This is a genomic window from Micromonospora sp. NPDC047730 (assembly GCF_043204765.1).
Classification (GTDB): Bacteria; Actinomycetota; Actinomycetes; order Mycobacteriales; family Micromonosporaceae; genus Micromonospora.
Window position 1 is genome coordinate 1 of the sequence record NZ_JBIDCU010000015.1, and the last position, 22,871, is coordinate 22,871.

Consider the following 22,871-nt stretch of genomic DNA (forward strand, 5'->3'; position numbering starts at 1 on the left):
GGGCACGCCCTGCTGGCGGCCCTGGCCGAGCTGCACGTCCACGGCGTCCCGGTCACCTGGGCGCGGTGGTTCGCCGACACCGGCGCCAGCCGGGTGGACCTGCCCACGTACGCCTTCCAGCGGCAGCGGTACTGGCCGGAGGCCGGCGCCGGGTGGACCGGGGACGTCACCGCGGTCGGCCTGCGCCCCGCCCAGCACCCCCTGCTCGGCGCGGCCGTCGGGGTCGCACACGCCGAGGGTTTCCTGTTCACCGGCCGGCTGGCCCGGCGTACCCACCCGTGGATCTCCGACCATGTCGTGTTCGACACCGTGCTGCTGCCCGGCACCGGCTTCGTCGAACTCGCGCTCCAGGCCGGCGCACACGTCGGGGCGGACCACGTCCGGGAACTGACCCTGGAGTCGCCGCTGATCCTGCCCGAGACGGGCGGCGTCGACATCCAGCTCTGGATCGGGCCGGCCGACGAGACCGGCTGCCGCTCGGTGTCGCTGCACTCCGCCCCGGACGGCGAGCCGACCGACAATCCCGGCGAACGCGCCTGGACCCGCAACGCCAGCGGCGTGCTGGCCAGCGGCCCGGCGGTGCCCAGCGGGCCGCCCGGCTGGTCCGACCTCACCGCCTGGCCGCCCCCCGGCGCGACCGAGGTCGCCACCGACGACCTGTACCTGAACCTCGCCGCCCAGGGCTACGACTACGGCCCGTCCTTCATCGCGCTGCGCTCCGCCTGGCGGCGCGGCGAGGACCTGTTCGCCGAGCTGACGCTGCCCGAGACCCCCGCCGCCGAGGCCGGCGGGTACGGCCTGCACCCGGCGCTGCTCGACGCGGCCCTGCACACCCTCGGGCTCACCACCGCCACCGGCCAGCCGTCGAGGGCGGACATTCCGCCCGGCTACGGACGGCTGCCGTTCTCCTGGAACGACGTCGCCCTGCACGCCGCCGGCGCGGCGGCGGCCCGGGTCCGCGTCACGCACACCGGCACCGACAGCATCTCCCTGCTGCTGGCCGACGTCACCGGCGCCCCGATCATCTCCGTCGGCTCCCTCGTCCTGCGTCCCGTCTCCGCCGACCAGCTCCGGGTGGCCGGAGGCGGCGGCACCGAGTCGCTGTTCCGGATCGAGTGGGCGCCGCTCGCCCCGACCGCCGCCCCGGCGACCGCCGGCTGGGCGGTGGTCGGCGCCGACGCCGGCCTCACCGACGCGCTCGTGGCCGGCGGGACGGCCGCGGTGGCGTACCCCGACCTGGACGCCCTGGCCGCGGCGCTGGACGACGGCGCGGACGCCCCCGGCGTGCTCGTCGTGCCCCTCCTCGAACCACCCGGACCGGACGACCTGCCCCGCGCGGTCGCCGAGACCACCCACCGGGCGCTCGACGCGCTCCAGCGGTTCCTCGCCGACGACCGGTACACGGCCTCCCGCCTCGTGGTGCTCACCCGGGGCGCGGTCGCCACCGCCCACGACAGCGACCTGACCGACCTGGCCGGCGCCGCCGTGATCGGCCTGCTGCGCTCCGCCCAGTCGGAGAACCCCGACCGGTTCGTGCTGGTCGACGTCGACGACGTGGCCGGCTCCGCCGCCGCGCTGGTGCCGGCGCTCGCCACCGACGAGCCGCAGGTCGTCATCCGGTCCGGCGTCGCCGCCGGCGCCCGCCTCACCCGGGTTCCCGCCCAGGCCGAGCCGCCCGCCGCGCCGTTCGACGGCGAGGGGAGCGTCCTGATCACCGGCGCCACCGGCACCCTCGGCCAGCTCATGAGCCGGCACCTGGTCACCACCCACGGCGTCCGGCACCTGATCCTCACCAGTCGGCGCGGCCGGTCCGCCGCCGGGGTCGCCGAACTCTGCGCCGACCTGGAGGCCCTCGGCGCGACCGTCACCGTCGCCGCCTGCGACGTCGCCGACCGGAACGCCGTCGCCGAGCTGCTCGCCGGCATCCCGGCGGAACACCCGCTCACCGCCGTCATCCACGCCGCCGGCGTCCGCGACGACGGCACCATCCCCTCGCTCACCCCGGAGCGGATGGACGCCGTGCTGCGGCCCAAGGTCGACGCCGCCTGGAACCTGCACGAGCTGACCGCCCACCTCGACCTGAGGGCGTTCGTCTCGTACTCGTCCCTCGCCGCCACCGCCGGCGGCCCCGGCCAGGGCAACTACGCCGCCGCCAACGCGTTCCTCGACGGCCTGGCCCACCACCGCAAGGCGCACGGCCTCGCCGCGCTCACCCTCGCCTGGGGCCTCTGGGCCGACCGCAGCGGCATGACCACCGAGCTGGACGACGTCCACCTCAACCGGATCTCCCGCTCCGGTGTCGCGGCGATGGAGGCGGAGGAGGGCCTTGCGCTCTTCGACGCCGCCTGCCGGACCCCCGACGCCGCGCTCGTCCCGGCCCGCCTCGACCTGGCCGCGATGAAGGTGCAGTTCGCCGGCGGCAGCGTCCCGCCGCTGTACCGCGCGCTGATCCGCACCCCCGCCCGCGCCGCCGCGGTGACCACGGGCGCGTCCCTCGTCCAGCAGCTCGCCGCCCTCGGCGACGCCGACCGGCTCGCCGCGCTGGTCGAGATCGTCCGGGGCCAGGCCGCCGCCGTGCTCGGCTACCCCGACCCGACCGCGATCGAGCCGCGCCGAGCGTTCAGCGAGTTCGGCTTCGACTCGCTCACCGCCGTCGAGATGCGCAACCGGCTCAACAACGCGTTCGGCATGCGGCTGCCGGCCACCCTCGTCTTCGACTACCCGACCCCGCACGACCTGGCCGCCTTCCTGGGCACCGAGATCGCCGGCACCCCGGTCCCGGTCCGGCCCGCGACCACCACCGTCGCCGTCGGCGACGACGAGCCCCTCGCGATCATCGGCATGGCCTGCCGGCTGCCCGGCGGGGTGTGGTCCCCGGACGACCTGTGGCGCCTCGTCGCCGACGGCGTCGACGCCATCACCGACCTGCCCACCGACCGGGGCTGGGACCTGGACGGGCTGTACAGCCCCGACCCCGACGCCAGCGGGACGTTCTACGCCCGCGGCGGTGGCTTCCTCAGCGGCGTCGACCGGTTCGACTCCGACTTCTTCGGCATCAGTCCGCGCGAGGCCCTGGCCATGGACCCCCAGCAGCGGCTGCTGCTGGAGACCACCTGGGAGACCTTCGAGTCCGCCGGCATCGACCCCGCCGCCGCGCGCGGCAGCAGCACCGGCGTGTTCGTCGGCACCAGCGGACAGGACTACGCCAACCTGCTCGCGTACGCGCCGGAGGGCACCGAGGGCTACGCGCTGACCGGGCTTACCAGCAGCGTCATCTCCGGCCGGGTGGCGTACACGTTCGGGCTGGAGGGGCCGGCCGTGTCGCTCGACACCGCCTGCTCGTCGTCCCTGGTGGCCCTGCACTGGGCCGGGCAGGCGCTGCGGCGCGGCGAGTGCGACATGGCCCTCGCCGGCGGCGTGATGGTGATGGCCACGCCGACTGCCTTCATCGAGTTCTCCCGGCAGCGCGGCCTGGCCGCCGACGGGCGGTGCAAGTCGTTCGCCGCCTCCGCCGACGGCACCGGCTGGTCCGAGGGTGTCGGCATGCTGCTCGTGCAGCGGCTCTCCGACGCCCGCCGGCAGGGCCGCAAGGTCTACGCCGTGGTACGTGGCTCCGCGGTCAACCAGGACGGGGCGTCGAACGGGCTGACAGCGCCGAACGGCCCCTCGCAGCAGCGGGTCATCCGGCAGGCCCTCGCCAGCGCCCGGCTCTCCACGGCCGACGTGGACGTGGTGGAGGCGCACGGCACCGGCACGACCCTCGGTGACCCGATCGAGGCGCAGGCGCTGCTGGCCACGTACGGGCAGGACCGGCCCGCCGACCTGCCGCTGCTGCTGGGGTCGATCAAGTCGAACATCGGGCACGCGCAGGCCGCCGCCGGCGTCGCCGGAGTGATCAAGATGGTGCAGGCCATGCGGCACGGGATCGTGCCGGCAAGCCTGCACGTGGACGAGCCGTCGCCGCACATCGACTGGTCGGCGGGTGCGGTCTCGCTCGTCACCGAGGCGACGCCCTGGCCGGCGGTGGACCGCCCGCGCCGGGCGGCGGTGTCGTCGTTCGGCATCTCCGGCACGAACGCGCACGTCATCATCGAGCAGGCCGACGAGACCGAGGCGCCCGTGGACGCCGCCCCGGGGCTGGTCGCCTCGGACGCGGTGGTGTGGCCGCTGTCGGCCCGGTCCCGGGCCGCCCTCGCCGGGCAGGCCGCCCGCCTCGCCGCGTACGCGCGGGAGCACGGCGACCTCGACCCGGCGGCCGTCGGCTGGTCCCTGGCGACGACCCGCGCGATCCTCGACCAGCGCGCCGTCGTCGTCGGCGCGAGCGTCGCGGAGCTGCTCGCCGGCCTGGAGGCCGTCGCGGCGGGTTCCCCGGCCGGCAACGCGGTCACGGGCACGGCGTCGGGTCACGGCGCGGGTCCGGTGTTCGTGTTCCCCGGTCAGGGGGCGCAGTCGGCGCGGATGGCTGCCGGTCTGGTCGGCCGGACGCCGGTGTTCGACGCCAGGCTCGCGGAGTGCCAGCGGGCGCTGGCTGCCTACCTCGACGTGGATCTCGTCTCGGTGTTGACGGGTGAGGACGAGTCGTGGTTGGAGCGGGTGGAGGTCGTGCAGCCGGTGCTGTGGGCGGTGGGTGTCGCTCTGGCGGCGGTGTGGCGGCACGTGGGTGTGGTGCCGCAGGCGGTGGTCGGTCACTCGCAGGGTGAGATCGGTGCGGCCTGTGTGGCGGGGATCCTGTCCCTCGATGATGCGGCGAAGACGGTGGCGTTGCGGTCGCGGGCCCTGGCGGTGCTGCGGGGGACGGGGACGATGGCGTCGGTGGACCTGTCCGCCGAGGCGGTTGCCGCCCGACTCGACGTCTTCCCCGGCGTCGGGATCGCCGCGGTGAACGGCCCGTCGACGGTGGTGGTGTCGGGGCCGCCGCAGCCGGTGGCCGATCTGGTGGAGTCCTGCCAGGCCGAGGGTGTGCGGGCGCGGTTGATTCCGGTGGACTACGCGTCGCACTCGCCATCTGTGCAGGAGGTCGCCGAGCGGTTGCGTGCCGACCTGTCCGACATCGCCCCGCAGCCCGGTCACACCCGTCTGGTGTCGACGTTGACCGGCGACTGGGTGCAGCCGGAGAGCATGACGGCGGACTACTGGTACGACAACCTGCGGCGGACGGTCCAGTTCGACGCGGCCGTGCGGGTCGCGATCGCGGCGGGGCACACGACGTTCGTGGAGATCTCCCCGCACCCCGTGTTGACCATGCCGGTGACGGCGATCCTGGACGACACCGGCACGGCCGGGCACACGCTGGGCAGCCTGCGTCGGGGCGACGACGACCCGACCCGCCTGCTGACCAACCTGGCCACCGCGCACGCGATCGGCCTGCCCGTCGACCTGACGAAGGTCCTGACGGGGACCGACACCGTGCCGCTGCCGACGTACGCCTTCGACCACCAGCGGTACTGGCTCGACGCGCCCGCGCACCGGGTGCAGGACGTCGCCTCCGCGGGCCTCCAGGACGCCGGACACCCACTGCTCAGCGCCGCGCTGACCTTCCCGGACAACGAGCGGATGGTCTTCACCGGGCGGCTGTCGGTGCGTACCCACCCGTGGCTGGGCGAGCACCGGGTGATGGACAACATCCTGCTGCCCGGCACCGCCTTCGTGGAACTGGCCACGTACGCCGGGGAGCAGGCGGGCTGCCCGAGGCTGGAGGAACTGACCCTGCTCGCCCCGCTCGTCCTGCCCGAGCTCGGCGCGCTCCAGGTCCAGCTCCTGGTCGGCGACCGGGACGACGACGGCCGGCGCGGCGTCCAGCTCTACTCCCGGCCGTACCGGGACGGCTCGGACGAGATCCTGGCCGACGTCGCCTGGACCTGCCACGCCACCGGCCTGCTCGGTCCCCACCCGGCCGACGGCGGTGCGCCCGCCTTCGACCTGGGGGTGTGGCCGCCGCCCGGCGCGACCCCTGTCGACTCCGGCAGCTTCTACGCCGGCATCGAGGCGACCGTCTTCGGCTACGGCCCGGCGTTCCGCGGCCTGCGCGCCGCGTGGACGCGGGGTGACGAGGTCTTCGCGGAGGTGGAGCTGCCGGCCGACCACCACAGCGAGGCGGGCCGTTTCGGCGTGCACCCCGCGCTGCTCGACGGCGCCCTGCAGGCCATGTCGATCGGCGGCTTCCTGGGCCGGATGGGCGACGGCGCCGACGCCAGCGTCCCCCGGCTCCCGTTCGCCTGGACCGGGGTCACGCTGCTGGCCGCCGGGGCGACCGCCCTGCGCGTACGCGTCGCCGCGGCCGGCGAGGTCGGGGTGTCCTTCCAGGTGGCCGACGCCACCGGCGCCCCGGTCATGCACGTCGACTCGCTGATCATGCGCCGGGTCTCCGGCGACTCGCTCGGCGCGGCCCGCTCCGGCCGGCACGAGTCGCTGTTCCAGGTGGACTGGCCGGCGCTGCCGCTGCCCACCGGCCCGGTGCCGGCGGCCACCCGGTGGGCGGTGCTCGGCGGGGACGACCTCGTCCTCAGCGCCGCCTGCGAGGCGGCCGGCGCGCGGGTGCGTACCGACGTGGACCTGGACTCCCTCGGGGACCTGCTCGCCGGGGGCGAGCCGGCGCCCGAGGCGGTGATCGTCCCCGTCGGCGGGGCCGGCGACCCGACCGACCCGGCGCTGGCCGGTCAGGCGCGGGCCACCACGCACCGTACGCTCGCGGGGTTGCGGACCTGGCTCGCCGACGACCGGTTCGCCGAGTCCCGCCTCGTGCTGGTCACCCGCGACGCGGTCGCGGCGGGGGAGCAGGACGCGGTGAACCTGCGCCAGGCCCCGGTGTGGGGTCTGCTGCGCACCGCCCAGCTCGAACACCTGGGCCGGCTGCAACTGGTGGACCTCGACGACGACCAGGACAGCGCGGCGGTGCTGGCCGCCGCGATCGCCTCGGGCGAGCCGCAGCTGGCCGTGCGGGCCGGGCAGGTCCGCACGCCGCGCCTCGGGCGCGTCCCGGCCGGGGTGGAGCTGCTGCCCGGGGGCATCGACCCGGACGGCACCGTGTTGATCACCGGCGGCACCGGCGTGCTGGGTCGTCTCCTGGCCCGGCACCTCGCCACCGCCCACGGCGTGAAACACCTGCTGCTGGCCGGGCGGCGCGGCGCGAGCGCCGAGGGCATCGGCGACCTCGTCGCCGAGCTGGCCGCCGCCGGTACGGCGGTGACCGTCGCCGCCTGCGACGCCGCCGACCCGGACGCCCTGGCGGCGCTGCTCGCCGGGGTGCCCGCCGAGCGCCCGCTCACCGCCGTCGTGCACGCCGCGGGCGTCCTCGACGACGGGGTGCTGGAGTCGATGACCCCCGAACGCCTCGACGCCGTCGCCGTGCCGAAGATCGACGCGGCGTGGCACCTGCACCGGCTCACCGAGGGCATCGACCTCGCGGCGTTCGTGCTCTTCTCCTCCGCGGCGGCCACCCTGGGCAGCGCCGGCCAGTCCAACTACGCGGCGGCGAACGCCTTCCTCGACGCCCTCGCCGCGCACCGGCGGGCCCGGGGGCTTGCGGGCATCTCCCTGGCGTGGGGCCTGTGGGAGCAGGCCAGCGGCATGACCGGTCACCTGGGCGACGCGGACGTGCGGCGGATGGCCGAGCAGGGCGCCGCCGGCCTCTCCACCGAGCAGGCGCTGGACCTCTTCGACGCGGCGTGGCGGCTGGACGCGGCGGCCGTCGTGCCGATGCGGCTGGACGTCGGGACGCTGCGGACGCAGGCCGAGTCCGGGTCCCTCGGCCCGATGCTCCGGGCTCTGGTCCGGGTGCCGCTGCGGCGCTCCGTCGACGCGGCCGGTGGCCGCACCGGCGGGGTGCCGCTTAGCCAGCGACTGGCCGGCCTGGCCGGGCCGGAACGGCTCAAGGTGGTCCTCGACGTGGTCCGGGCGAACATCGCCGCGGTCCTCGGCCACGCCGGCGCCGACGCGATCGACCCCGGCCGCCTCTTCACCGACCTGGGTTTCGACTCGCTCACCGCCGTCGACCTGCGCAACCGGCTCAACGGTCTCTCCGGGCTGCGGCTGCCGGCGACGCTGGTCTTCGACTACCCGACACCGACGGCGCTCGCCGAGAAGCTGACCAGCGAGATCGCCGCCGACGCGGCGCCCTCCACCCAGCCCATCTTCCAGGGCATCGACGCGGTGGAGAGCCTGCTCACCACGATTCCGCTCGACGTGGCGGCCCGGGACCGGTTCACGGCCCGGATGCGGGACCTGCTGGCCAAGGCGTCCGACCTGGCCGCCGGGCCCGCCGTCGAGGAGGACCGGCCCGACCTCGAGTCGGCCAGCGACGACGAGATCTTCGACTTCATCAGCAAAGAGTTTGGAATCTCCTGAGATGACCGACTTCTGGATCGAGGAAGGTGCCACCCGATGAGCGACGACAAGCTTCGGTACTTCCTCAAGCGGGTGACCGCCGACCTGCACGACACCAAGCGGAAGCTGCAGACCGTCGAGGCGCGCGACCAGGAACCCCTGGCCATCGTCTCGATGAGCTGCCGCTTCCCCGGCGGCGTCCGGTCGCCGGAGGACCTCTGGGAGTTGGTCGCCGACGGCCGGGACGCCCTCACCGAGTTCCCGGACGACCGGGGCTGGGACCTGGAGGGCCTCTACGACCCCGACCCCAACAAGCCGGGCAAGAGCTACACCCGGGTCGGCGGCTTCCTCGACGGGGCCGGCGACTTCGACCCGTCCCTGTTCGGCATCAGCCCCCGCGAGGCACTGGCGATGGACCCGCAGCAGCGGCTGCTGCTGGAGACGTCCTGGGAGGCCATCGAGCGGGCCGGCATCGACCCGCTGTCGCTGCGCGGCAGCCAGACCGGCGTCTTCGTCGGGCTGAGCACCTCCAACTACGGGATGGGCCTGTCGTACGTGCCCGAGGGCGTCGACATGTACCTCGGCACCGGCAACACCACCAGCGTCGCGTCCGGCCGGATCTCGTTCACGCTCGGCCTCAACGGGCCGGCCGTCACCGTCGACACCGCCTGCTCGTCGTCCCTGGTGGCGCTGCACCTGGCGGCGAACGCGCTGCGCCGCCGCGAGTGCGACATGGCCATCGCCGGCGGCGTCACCGTGATGGCCACCCCCGGCGTCTTCATCGTCTTCTCCCGGCAGCGCGGCATGTCCGTCGACGGACGGTGCAGGGCGTTCGCGGCCGGCGCGGACGGCACCGGCTGGGGCGAGGGCGGCGGCGTGCTCGTCGTGGAGCGGCTCGCCGACGCCGAGCGCAACGGCCACCCGATCCTCGCCGTCATCCGGGGCAGCGCCCTCAACCAGGACGGCGCCTCCAACGGCCTCACCGCCCCGAACGGCCCATCCCAGCAGCGGGTCATCCGGCAGGCCCTCACCAACGCCCGGCTCGGCAGCGCCGACGTCGACATGGTCGAGGCGCACGGCACCGGCACCACCCTCGGCGACCCCATCGAGGCGCAGGCGCTCATCGCCACGTACGGGCAGGACCGCCCCGCCGACCGGCCGCTGTGGCTCGGCTCGGTGAAGTCGAACATCGGCCACACCCAGAGCGCGGCCGGCGTCGCGGGCATGGTCAAGATGGTGATGGCGGTGCGCAACGGCGTCATGCCGGAGACCCTGCACATCGACGAGCCGTCCCCGCACGTGGACTGGTCCGCGGGCGCGGTGTCCCTGCTCACCGAGGCCCGGCCGTGGCCGGAGCTGGGCCGGCCGCGCCGTGGCGGCGTGTCCTCGTTCGGGGTGAGCGGCACGAACGCGCACGTGATCGTGGAGGAGTACCGGCCCGGCGTCGCCGGCCCCGAGAGCGTGGACGGGGAGGCGGCCGTCGAGCCGGCCCGCCGGCCCGGCCTGATCGCCTCGGACGTGACCGTCTGGCCGGTGTCGGCGCGGTCGAAGGCGGCGCTGGCGGGTCAGGCGGCGCGGCTCGCCGCGCACGTCCGCGAGCGTGGTGACGTCGATGTGGCGGCGGTCGGCTGGTCGTTGGTCACGACCCGGTCGACGTTGGACCAGCGGGCGGTGGTGGTCGGCGCGGGCGTGGAGGAGTTGCTGGCCGGGCTGGACGCGCTGGCTGCCGGGTCTCCGGCCGGCAACGTCGTCTCCGGTACGGCGACCGGTTCCGGTGCCGGTCCCGTGTTCGTGTTCCCCGGTCAGGGGGCGCAGTCGGCGCGGATGGCGGCGGGTCTGGTGGGTCGTACGCCGGTGTTCGACGACCGTCTCGCGGAGTGCCAGCGGGCGCTTGCGCCGTACCTGGACGTGGACCTCGTCTCCGTCCTCACGGGGGACGACGAGTCGTGGCTGGACCGGGTCGAGGTCGTGCAGCCGGTGCTGTGGGCGGTGGGCATGGCCCTGGCCGCCGTCTGGCGCGCGGCCGGCGTGGTCCCGGACGTGGCGATCGGCCACTCGCAGGGTGAGATCGGTGCGGCGTGTGTCGCCGGGATCCTGTCCCTCGATGATGCGGCGAAGACGGTGGCGTTGCGGTCGCGGGCCCTCGCCGTGCTGCGGGGGACGGGGACGATGGCGTCGGTGGACCTGTCCGCCGAGGCGGTCGCCGCCCGACTCGACGCCTTCCCCGGCGTGGGGATCGCCGCGGTGAACGGTCCGTCGACGGTGGTGGTGTCGGGGCCGCCGCAGCCGGTGGCCGATCTGGTGGAGTCCTGCCAGGCCGAGGGTGTGCGGGCGCGGTTGATTCCGGTGGACTACGCGTCGCACTCGCCATCTGTGCAGGAGGTCGCCGAGCGGTTGCGTGCCGACCTGTCCGACATCGCCCCGCAGGCCGGTCACACCCGTCTGGTGTCGACGTTGACCGGCGACTGGGTGCAGCCGGAGAGCATGACGGCGGACTACTGGTACGACAACCTGCGGCAGACGGTCCAGTTCGACGCGGCCGTGCGGGTCGCGGTCGCGGCGGGGCACACGACGTTCGTGGAGATCTCCCCGCACCCGGTGTTGACGATGCCGGTGACGGCGATCCTGGACGACACCGGCACGGCCGGGCACACGCTGGGCAGCCTGCGTCGGGGTGACGACGACCCGACCCGCCTGCTGACCAACCTGGCCACCGCGCACGCGATCGGCCTGCCCGTCGACCTGACGACGGTGCTCGCCGAGACGGACGTGACGGCGCTGCCCACGTACGCGTTCGACCACCAGCGGTTGTGGCTGGACGGCAGCGGCGGCCCCGACCTGGAGAGCCTGCTCCAGGGGGCGGCCGACCCGGGTGACGCCAGCTTCTGGGCGGCCGTGGAACGCGGGGACCTGACCGCGCTCGCCGAGACCGTCGCCACGGAGGACACCCTCCCGGACGAGGCCCTCGACGCGCTGCGCCCCGCCCTGCCCCTGCTCACCTCGTGGCGGCGGAAGCGCCGCCGCCAGTCCGACATCGACAGCTGGCGCTACCAGGACACCTGGAAGCCGCTGACCGGCGTGCACAACTGCGGCATGGCGGGCACCTGGATCGTGGTGCTGCCGACCGGCGACATCGTCGAGCCGTGGCAGGATGCCTGCGTCGAGGCGTTCGCGGACGCGGGAGCGACCCTGGTCCCCGTCCCGGTCTCCACCGCCGACGCCGGCCGCGACCTGCTCGCCAAGCTGGTGCGGGAGGCGCTCGCCGCCGTGCCCGGGCAGGGCGACGGGACGGTCGACGTCGCCGGCGTGGTGTCGCTGCTCGCCTTCGACGAGCTGGCCCACCCGCTGCACCCGTCCGTGCCGGGCGGCTTCGCGGCCACCGTCGCGCTCTTCCAGGCCCTCGGCGACATCGGCCTGCGCGCGCCCATGTGGAGCGTCACCTCCGGCGCGGCCTCGGTCGGCCTGACCGACCTGCTGCGCTCCCCGGTGCAGTCGCTGGTCTGGGGCTTCGGTCGGGTCGCCGCGCTCGAACACCCGCAGCGCTGGGGCGGCCTCGTGGACCTGCCCGAGGCCGTGGACGAGCACTGCGCGGGCCTGCTCGTCGCGGCCCTCACCGCCGCCGGCGAGGAGGACCAGATCGCGGTACGCCCCGGCGGCCTGCTGGCCCGCCGGCTCACCCGGGTCCCGCTCGGCGACAGCCAGCCGGCCAACCCGTGGAAGCCGTCCGGCACGGCGCTGGTCACCGGCGGCACCGGCGCGTTGGGCGGGCACGCCGCCCGGTGGCTGGCCCGCTGCGGCGCACAGAACATCGTCGTCGTCAGCCGGCGGGGCATGGCCGCGCCCGGCGCGCAGCAACTCGTCGACGACATCACCGGGCTGGGCGTTCAGGTCACCGTGGCCGAGTGCGACGCCTCGGACCGGGACGCGCTCGCCGCGCTGATCGAGGCGATCCCGGCGGAGTACCCGCTCACCACGGTCGTGCACGCGTCCGCCGTACTCGACGACGCCATGATCAACGACATCCGGCTGGAGCAGATCGAACGGGTGCTCCAGGCCAAGGTCGACGTCGCGTACAACCTGCACGAGCTGACGCTGGACCTGGACCTGTCCGCCTTCATCATGTTCTCCTCCTTCGCCGGCAGCGTCGCCAGCTCGGGCGTCGGCAACTACGCGCCGAGCAACGCGTTCCTCGACGCGCTCGCCCAGCACCGACGCGGCCTCGGGCTGCCCGGCACCTCGGTCGCGTGGGGCGCCTGGGCCGGCGGCGGCATGGCCGAGGGCCCGTTCGGTGAGTTGCTGCACCGCCACGGCGTACCGGAGATGGCCCCCGAGGCGGCGATCACCGCCCTGCACCAGGCCGTGGACCACGGCGAGGCGTTCCTCACCATCGCCGACATCGCCTGGGAACGGTTCTCCGTGGCCTTCACCGCCACCCGCCCCGGTGCGCTGATCAGCGACCTGCCGGACGTACGCCGGCTGCAGACGGCCGAGCGGACCGCCACCCTTGAGGCCGCCGGCAGCCCCGACTCGTTGCAGGACCACCTCGCCGGGCTCCCCGCGGCCGAACGGCTCGCCGTGCTGCTCGCCGTCGTCCGCAGCCAGGTCGCCGCCGTCCTGAACTACCCGTCCGCCGAGTCGGTGGACGAGCACCGGGCGTTCCGGGAGCTGGGCTTCGACTCCGTCACCGCGGTCGAGCTGCGCAACCGGCTCGGCACGGCCACCGGCGTGGGCCTACCCGTCACCCTGGTGTTCGACTACCCGACGCCGACGACCCTGGCCGAGTACCTGTTCGCCGAGGTCGCCCAGGACGACGTGGTCACCCCCACCGCTCTGCTCGACGACCTCGACCGGATCGCCGACAGTCTCGACGTGGTGGCGCGGGACGAGGCGGCGCGGGTGCGGGCCACCGTGCGCCTCCAGGCGATGCTCTCCCGGCTCGGCCAGGAGAGCGGTGGCGGCGACATCGGCCGGCACCTCGACGACGCCACCGACGACGAACTGTTCGCCATGGTGGACAAGGACCTCGGCATCTCCTGACCCCAGCTCCGGCTCCCCTTCGTCCCTGCTCAGGAAGCGGCACTCCGATGGCCAATGAAGACAAGCTCCGCGACTACCTCAAGCGGGTCATGGCTGATCTCCACGACACCCGCCGCCGGCTCAGTGAGGTGCAGTCCCAGGAACTGGAGCCGGTGGCGATCGTGGCGATGAGCTGCCGCCTGCCCGGCGGGGTGCGCAACCCCGACGACCTGTGGGAGTTGCTGCGGGACGGCCGGGACGCCGTGGCGCCCTTCCCCGACGACCGGGGCTGGAACCTGGAGCGGCTCTACCACCCCGACCCCGACCACCCGGGCACCTCGTACGCCCGGGAGGGCGGGTTCGTCGACGGCGCCGGGGACTTCGACGCCGCCTTCTTCGGCATCTCGCCCCGCGAGGCGCTCGCCATGGACCCCCAGCAGCGGCTGCTGCTGGAGACCTCCTGGGAGGCGGTCGAGGCCGCCGGCATCGACCCGGCCTCGCTGCGCGGCAGCCGGACCGGGGTGTTCGTCGGCACCAACGGGCAGGACTACGCCACCCTGCTGATGATGTCGCCGGACGGCGACGAGGGACACTCGATGACCGGGGGCGCGGCGGCCGTCGCGTCCGGTCGCGTGTCGTACACCCTCGGGCTGGAGGGGCCGGCCGTATCGATCGACACGGCCTGCTCCTCATCCCTGGTGGCCCTGCACCTCGCCGTGCAGGCACTGCGGGCGGGGGAGTGTGACCTGGCCCTGGCCGGGGGCGTGACCGTGATGGCCACCCCGGGCCTGTACGTCGGGTCGAGCCGGCAGCGGGCCCTCTCCCCGGACGGCCGGTGCAAGTCCTTCGCCGCCTCCGCCGACGGTGCCGGGTTCTCCGAGGGCGTCGGCTGGCTGCTGGTCGAGCGGCTGTCCGACGCCCGCCGCAACGGCCACCGGATCCTCGCCGTGGTACGCGGCTCCGCCGTGAACCAGGACGGCGCCTCCAACGGCCTGAGCGCCCCGAACGGCCCCGCCCAGCAGCGGGTGATCAGCCAGGCACTCACGAGCGCCCGGCTGTCCACGGCCGACGTCGACGTGGTGGAGGCGCACGGCACCGGCACGACGCTCGGTGACCCGATCGAGGCGCAGGCGCTGCTGGCGACGTACGGGCAGGACCGGGAGGACGCCGCGCCGCTGCTCCTCGGCTCGCTGAAGTCCAACATCGGCCACGCGCAGGCCGCTGCGGGCGTGGCCAGCGTGATCAAGATGGTGCTGGCGATGCGGCACGGGGTCGTGCCGGCGACGCTGCACGTGGACGAGCCGACCCCGCACGTCGACTGGTCGGCGGGCGCCATCGAGCTGACGACCGAGGCACGGCCGTGGCCCGAGACGGGCCGGGTGCGCCGGGCAGCCGTCTCCTCGTTCGGCATCTCCGGCACCAACGCCCACGTCATCATCGAGCAGCCGGACGAGCCGGAGACGGCCACGGCCCAGCCCGACCCGGCCCCCGGTCTGGTCGACTCCGATGTCCTCGTCTGGCCGGTGTCGGCGCGGTCGAAGGGGGCGCTGGCGGGTCAGGCGGCGCGGCTCGCCGCGCACGTCCGCGAGCGTGGTGACGTCGATGTGGCGGCGGTCGGCTGGTCGTTGGTCACGACCCGGTCGACGTTGGACCAGCGGGCGGTGGTGGTCGGCGCGGGCGTGGAGGAGTTGCTGGCCGGGCTGGACGCGCTGGCTGCCGGGTCTCCGGCCGGCAACGTCGTCTCCGGTACGGCGACCGGTTCCGGTGCCGGTCCCGTGTTCGTGTTCCCCGGTCAGGGGGCGCAGTCGGCGCGGATGGCGGCCGGTCTGGTGGGTCGTACGCCGGTGTTCGACGACCGTCTCGCGGAGTGCCAGCGGGCGCTTGCCCCGTATCTCGATGTCGATGTGGTGTCGGTGTTGACGGGTGAGGACGAGTCGTGGCTGGACCGGGTCGAGGTCGTGCAGCCGGTGCTGTGGGCGGTGGGTGTCGCTCTGGCGGCGGTGTGGCGGCACGTGGGTGTGGTGCCGCAGGCGGTGGTCGGTCACTCGCAGGGTGAGATCGGTGCGGCGTGTGTCGCCGGGATTCTGTCGTTGGAGGACGCCGCCAGGACGGTGGCGTTGCGGTCGCGGGCCCTGGCGGTGCTGCGGGGGACGGGGACGATGGCGTCGGTGGACCTGTCCGCCGAGGCGGTTGCCGCCCGACTGGACGTCTTCCCCGGTGTGGGGATCGCCGCGGTGAACGGTCCGTCGACGGTGGTGGTGTCGGGGCCGCCGCGGCCGGTGGCCGATCTGGTGGAGGCGTGTCAGGCCGAGGGTGTGCGGGCGCGGTTGATTCCGGTGGACTACGCGTCGCATTCGCCATCTGTGCAGGAGGTCGCCGAGCGGTTGCGTGCCGACCTGGCCGGCATCGCCCCGCAGGCCGGTCACACCCGTCTGGTGTCGACGTTGACCGGTGACTGGGTGCAGCCGGAGAGCATGACGGCGGACTACTGGTACGACAATCTGCGGCGGACGGTCCAGTTCGATGCGGCCGTGCGGGTCGCGGTCGCGGCGGGGCACAGCACGTTCGTGGAGATCTCCCCGCACCCGGTGTTGACGATGCCGGTGACGGCGATCCTGGACGACACCGGCACGGCCGGGTACACGCTGGGCAGCCTGCGTCGGGGTGACGACGACCCGACCCGCCTGCTGACCAACCTGGCCACCGCGCACGCGATCGGCCTGCCCGTCGACCTGACGAAGGTCCTGGCGAAGACGCCGACCGTCGACCTGCCCACGTACGCCTTCGACCACCGCAGGTACTGGCCCGCGCCGCCCGTCTTCCCCAGAGACTCCGCGGGCGCCCCGGACATCGACCGCTGGCGGTACCGGATCACCTGGCCCGCCCTGTCGGACCTGCCGCTCACCCGGCTCACCGGCGCCTGGCTGGTTCCGGTTCCCGCCGGAATGGCGGAGGACCCGCTGGTTGCCGACGTGCTCGGCGCGCTCGCGAGCGTCGGCGCGGACGTCGTATCCGTCGAGGTGGACGCGGCCGGCGACGAGCCGGAGCTGGCCGACCGGCTGCGGGCCGTGTTCCCCGCCGGCGACGGACCCGGAGCCGTGCTCTCGCTGCTCGGGCTGGACGAGCGCGCGCACCCGGAGCACCCCGCGACCTCGCTCGGCGTGACCGGGACCGTCCTGCTGGTGCAGGCGCTCGGCGCGCTCGGCGTCGAGGCGCCGCTGTGGTGCGCGACCCGGCGGGCCGTCACGGTCGGTGCCGGCGACCCGCCGCCGCACCCGGCGGCTGCCGCCGTCTGGGGCCTCGGTCGGGCGGTCGCCCTGGAGCACCCCGACCGCTGGGCCGGTCTCGTGGACCTGCCGGACACCCTCGACCCCTTCACCGGTGCGCGGCTCTGCGCGGTGCTCGGCGACACCGGCGGCGAGGACCAGATCGCCGTCCGCGACTCGGGTGTCTTCGTCCGCCGGCTCACCCGGATCACCGACGCCGAGCCGGCCACGTCCACGGGCGGGACGGAGGACGACGGCTGGCGGATGCGCGGCACCGTGCTCATCACCGGCGGCACCGGCGGGCTCGGCGGGCACATGGCCCGCTGGGCGGCCCGCGCGGGCGCGCAGCACGTCCTGCTGGCCAGCCGGAGCGGTCCGGACGCGCCGGGCGCCGCCGAACTGGAGGCGGAGCTGACCGGGCTCGGCGTACGGGTCACGGTGGCCCGCTGCGACGTCACCGACCGCGACCAGGTCGCCGGCCTGCTGGCCGCCGCGCCCGCCGACGCCCCGCTGACCGCCGTGCTGCACACCGCCGCCGTGCTCGACGACAGCATCGTGGACACGGTGACCCCGCAGCGCCTGCACACCGTCGCCGCACCCAAGTGCGCCGCCGCCGTCCACCTGGACGAGCTGACCCGCGACCTCGACCTGGACGCGTTCGTGCTGTTCTCCTCGGTCGCCGGCACCACCGGCAACGCCGGGCAGGGCGCGTACGGGGCGGCGAACGCCTTCCTCGACGCCCTCGCCGAGCGGCGCCAGGCCGAGGGCCTGCCGGCACTCTCCGTCGCCTGGGGCGCCTGGAGCGGCGCGGGCCTGCCCGCCGACAACGAGCGGGCGCAGCAGCGGCTGCGCCGGGGCGGCATGGTCGGCATGGATCCGGAGCTGGCCGTCGAGGCGCTCGCGCGGGCGCTGCGTCGCGGCGACGCCACCACCCTGATCGCCGACATCGACTGGCCCCGGTTCGCCCCCGCGTTCGCCCTGGTCCGGCGCAGCCCGCTGATCGGCGACCTGCCCGAGGTGCGCGAGGCGGCCCGGCAGCTCGCGCAGCAGACCGCCGAGGAGGAGACGGACGTATCGTCGGCGCTGGCCCGGCGGCTCGGCGGGCTGTCCCCGGTGGAGCGCACCGAGGCGCTGCTGGAACTGGTCCGTCAGTGCGCGGCGACCGCCCTCGGCTACGGCTCGCCGGACGACGTGCCGGCCACCCGGCCCTTCCGGGACCTGGGCCTGGACTCGCTGACCGCGGTGGACATGCGAAACCTGCTCGCCACCGCCACCGACCTGCGGCTGCCCACGACGCTCGCCTTCGACTACCCCAACCCGACGGCTCTCGCCGGGCACCTCGACGAGCTGCTCACCGGCGTCGCGCCGGCCGCGTCCGCCCCGGCCCCGGCCGCCACCCGAGCCGACGACGAACCGATCGCCATCGTGTCGATGAGCTGCCGCTTCCCCGGCGGGGCGGACAACCCGGAGCTGCTGTGGCAGCTGCTCGCCGCAGGCGGGGACGCGATCGGCGAGTTCCCCACCGACCGGGGCTGGGACCTCGACCGGCTCTTCGACCCCGACCCGGAGCACGAGGGCACCAGCTACGCCCGGGAGGGCGCGTTCGTCACCGGGGTCGCCGACTTCGACGCCGGGTTCTTCGGCATCAGCCCCCGGGAGGCCCTGGCCATGGACCCGCAGCAGCGGCTGCTGCTGGAGGCGTCCTGGGAGGCGATCGAGCGGGCCGGGATCGACCCGCAGGCGCTGCGCGGCAGCCCCACGGGCGTCTTCGTCGGCACCAACTACCAGGACTACCGCAACCTGATGTTCGCCGCCGAGGGTGCCGAGGGGCACCTGATGACCGGCAACGCCGCCAGCGTCCTCTCCGGCCGGGTGTCGTACACCCTCGGCCTGGAGGGGCCCGCCGTCTCGGTGGACACCGCCTGCTCCTCGTCGCTGGTCGCGCTGCACTGGGCCTGCCAGGCGCTGCGCCAGGCGGAGTGCTCCCTCGCCCTGGTCGGCGGGGTCACCGTGATGGCCACCCCCGGGGTGTTCGTGGGCTTCAGCCGGCAGCGGGGCCTGGCCCCGGACAGCCGGGTGAAGGCGTTCGCCTCTGCCGCCGACGGCACGAGCTGGGGCGAGGGCCTCGGCGTGCTGCTGGTCGAGCGGCTGAGCGACGCCCGCCGAAACGGCCACCGGGTCCTCGCGGTGATCCGGGGCAGCGCCGTCAACCAGGACGGCGCCAGCAACGGCCTGACGGCCCCGAACGGTCCGTCGCAGCAGCGGGTGATCCGGCAGGCCCTGGCCAACGCCGGCCTCGCCGCCGCCGACGTGGACGCCGTGGAGGCGCACGGCACCGGCACCCGGCTGGGCGACCCGATCGAGGCGCAGGCGCTGCTCGCCACGTACGGGCAGGACCGGCCGGCGGACCAGCCACTCTGGCTCGGGTCGATCAAGTCCAACATCGGCCACACGCAGGCCGCCGCCGGCGTCGCGGGCATCATCAAGATGGTGCTGGCCCTCCAGCACGAGTACCTGCCGCGGACCCTGCACGTGGATGAGCCGACCAACCAGGTGGACTGGAACGTCGGCGCCGTCGAACTGCTCACCGAGGGCCGGCCCTGGCCGGTGACCGACCACCCGCGCCGTGCCGCCGTCTCCTCGTTCGGGATCAGCGGCACCAACGCGCACGTCATCCTGGAGCAGGCCCTGGAGTCCGCCGCGCCGGCCTCGCCGGCGGGCGAGGACGGCCGGCTGCCGGTCGTGCCGGTGCTGCTGTCGGCGCGTAGCGCGTCCGCGCTGGCCGCCCAGGCCGCCCCGTGGGCCGACCGGCTCACCGGGCCGCAGGCCCCGTCGACGGTCGACGTCGGCTGGTCGTCGGTGGTGTCCCGGGCCGCCCTGGAGCACCGGGCCGTCGTCCTGGCCACCGACCCGGACACCCTGCGCGACGAGCTGCGCGCCCTCGGCTCCGGCGACGACTCGCCGCTGCTGGTCACCGGCGCCGTGGCGTCCCGGCCGAAGGTGGCGTACCTGTTCTCCGGGCAGGGCGCGCAGCGGGCCGGCATGGGCCGCGAGCTGGCCGAGGCGTACCCGGTCTTCGCCGCCGCGCTCGACGAGGTCTGCGCCGCCCTCGACCCGCACCTGCCCCGCCCGCTGAAGCCGGTGCTCTTCGCCGACGCCGGCACCCCCGACGCGGAGCTGCTGGACCGCACCGAGTTCACCCAGCCGGCGCTGTTCGCCGTCGAGGTGGCCCTGTACCGCCTCCTCCAGGCGTGGGGCGTACGCCCCGCCGCCGTCGCCGGGCACTCCATCGGCGAGTTCGCCGCCGCCCACGCCGCCGGCGTGCTGTCCCTGGCCGACGCCGCCGAGCTGGTCGCCGCCCGGGGCCGGCTGATGCAGGCGCTGCCGTACGGCGGGGCGATGCTCGCCATCGCCGCCGCCGAGGACGAGGTGGCCGCCTCGCTCGGCGACCGCGTCGACCGGGTCTCCGTCGCCGCCGTCAACGGCCCGACCGCCGTGGTGGTCTCCGGAGCCGGCGACGCCGTCGAGGAACTGGCCGCCGAGTGGACCGCCCGGGGCGTACGGGTCAAGCGGCTGACGGTCAGCCACGCGTTCCACAGTCCCCTGATGGACCCGGTGCTCGACGACTTCGCCGCCGTCGCCGCCCGGCTGCGCTACCAGGCCCCGACCGTTCCGATGGTCTCCACGGTCACCGGTGCGCCGGTCGACGTGGCGCGGATCGGCACCCCGGCCTACTGGGTCCGGCACGCCCGCGACGCGGTGCGCTTCGCCGACGCCGTCGCGGCGCTGCGGGAGCAGGGCGTCACCGCGTACGTCGAAGTCGGCCCGGACGGGGTGCTCACCGCCCTCGCCCAGGCCGTCCTCGCCGACGGCGGCCGGGCCCCGCTGGTGGTGCCCACCCTGCGCAGGGACCGCCCGGAGCCGGCCACCCTGATGCGGGCCGTCGCCGCGCTGCACACCCACGGCGTCTCCCCGGACTGGACCGCCGTGTACGCCGGCACCGGGGCCCGGCGCGTCGACCTGCCCACCTATCTCTTCGAGCGGCAGCGCTACTGGCCGGAGCCGCCCCGGTGGATCACGGCGGACGCCCCCGACGAGGCCACCGCGGTCGAGCGCCGGTTCTGGGCCGCGGTGGAGGCCGAGGACTTCGACACCCTCGTCCACGAGTTGGACGTGCACCGCGACCAGCCGTTCGGGGCGGTGCTGCCGGCGCTGTCCGCGTGGCGGCGGCGCGGCCGGGAACGTTCCCTGGTGGACGGCAGCCGGTACCGGGTGGTGTGGGAGCCGGTGGCCGAGCCGCCCGCGCCGGAGGCCACCGGCCGTTGGCTGGTGCTGCTGCCCGCCGACCGGGCCGACGACCTCGCCCTGGAGTCGTGCACCTGGAGCCTCGGCGCGGACGTCACGTCGGTGCCGGTGGACACCGCCCTCGACCCCGACGACCTGGCCGCGCGGCTGGCCGAGGTGGTCGCCGACGCGGCCGGCGACGGGCCGCTGTCGATCCTGTCCTTCCTCGGCCTGGACGACGCCCCGCACGCCGAGTACCCGGCGCTGCCGCGGGGGCTCGCCGCCACCGTGCGGCTGCTCCAGGAGCTCGCCGACACCGACGCCCCGGCCCGGCTGTGGTGCGTCACCCAGGCCGCGGTCGGCGTCGGCGGCGACGCCCCGGAGAACCCCCGGCAGGCCATGCTGTGGGGGCTGGGTCGGGTCGCCGCCCTGGAGCAGACCGGCCGCTGGGCCGGGCTGGTCGACCTGCCCACCAGCATCGACAGCTGGACCGCGGCCCGCCTTGGGGCCGTGCTCACCGGTGGCGGCGCGGAGGACCAGCTCGCCGTCCGCGAGTCCGGCGTGTTCGTCCGCCGGCTCGCTCCGGCGGTCACCGCCGCCGACCCCGCGCCGTGGCGGCCCCGCGGCACCGTGCTGATCACCGGCGGTAGCGGGGCGCTGGGCGGGCACGTCGCCCGCTGGGTCGCCGGCGCGGGCGCCGAGCGGATCGTGCTGACCAGCCGGCGTGGCGCGGACACCCCCGGCGCCGCCGAGCTGCTGGCCGAGCTGGCCGCCCTCGGCGTCGAGTGCCGGGTGGCCCGGTGCGACGCCGCCGACCGCGCCGCGATGACCGGCCTGCTGGCCGAGCTGCGCCGGGAGGGCCCGCCGCTGCGCGCGGTGGTGCACGCCGCCGGGGTCAGCGAGGTGGTGCCGCTGGCCGACAGCACGCTGGAGGACCTGGCGTACGTCATCGCCCCGAAGCTGGCCGGCGCCGAGCTGCTCGACGAGCTGCTCGACGGCGTCGAGCTGGACGCATTCGTGCTGTTCTCGTCCATCGCGGCCGTGTGGGGCAGCGGCGGCCAGGGTGCCTACGCGGCCGGCAACGCCTACCTGGACGCGCTCGCCGAGCGGCGGCACGCCCGGGGCCTGCCGGCCACCTCCGTGGCCTGGGGGCCGTGGACCGAGTCCGGCATGTTCACCGACGGCGCGCCGGAGCAGCTGCGCCGCCGGGGCCTGCGGGTGATGCCGCCCGGCGTGGCGATGGCCGGGCTGCGGCACGCCCTGGCCGTCGGGGACACCTGCGTGACCGTCGCCGACGTCGACTGGGCCACGTTCCACCCGCTGTTCACCGCGCTGCGGCCCAGCCCGCTGCTGGCCGGCCTGCCGGCCGTACGGGCGCTGGCCGCCGCCCCCGCCGCCGCGCCCGACCCGGCCGCGCCGGTCCACCGGGACCTGCTGGTGGAGCTGCGCGGGCTCCCGGCCGAGGAGCGGCGCGCCGCGCTGCTGGACATGGTGCGGGTGGACGCGGCCAAGGTGCTCGGCCACCAGTCCGGGGACGCGATCGACACCGACCGGGGCTTCCTCGACCTCGGCTTCGACTCGCTCACCGCCGTGGAGCTGCGCAACCTGCTTACCGCGGCGACCGGGCACGAGCTGCCCACCACGGTCGTCTTCGACTACCCGACCCCGGCCGGCCTGGCCGACCACCTGTACGAGGAACTGTTCCCCGACGCCGGGGCGGACGCCGGCGACGGCGGCGACGAGGAGTCGGTGCGCCGGGTCCTCGCCGCGATCCCGCTGGACCAGCTGCGCCAGGCCGGCCTGCTCGACCAGCTCCTCCGGCTGGCCCCCACGGTCGCCGGCTCGGCCCCGGCCGCCCCGGTGGCCGCCGTCGCGGCCGCGCCGGCCGCGCCCGAGGACGAGATCCGCGAACTCGACGTCGCCGGCCTGGTCCGGATGGCCCTGGAAGGCACCGACTCGTGACCCGGCTGGCCGCAAGGAGCC

3 protein-coding genes are annotated in these 22,871 nt (G+C 75.4%); all 3 read left to right on the forward strand.

Going from position 1 to position 22,871, the window contains the following annotated elements:
• On the forward strand, window positions 1-8,343 hold an 8,343-nt coding region (locus tag ACGF5G_RS27225), incomplete at its 5' end, for an SDR family NAD(P)-dependent oxidoreductase (RefSeq protein WP_393267771.1).
• Between the two features lie 36 nt (window positions 8,344-8,379).
• A complete protein-coding gene (locus ACGF5G_RS27230; protein ID WP_393267772.1) occupies window positions 8,380-13,359 on the forward strand; it encodes a type I polyketide synthase in 4,980 nt (1,659 codons plus the stop codon).
• A gap of 47 nt (window positions 13,360-13,406) precedes the next feature.
• The gene (locus tag ACGF5G_RS27235; protein ID WP_393267774.1) at window positions 13,407-22,850 is read left to right on the forward strand and encodes a type I polyketide synthase; all 9,444 of its coding nucleotides are present in this window, start codon (window positions 13,407-13,409) and stop codon (window positions 22,848-22,850) included.
• Window positions 22,851-22,871 lie beyond the last annotated feature (21 nt).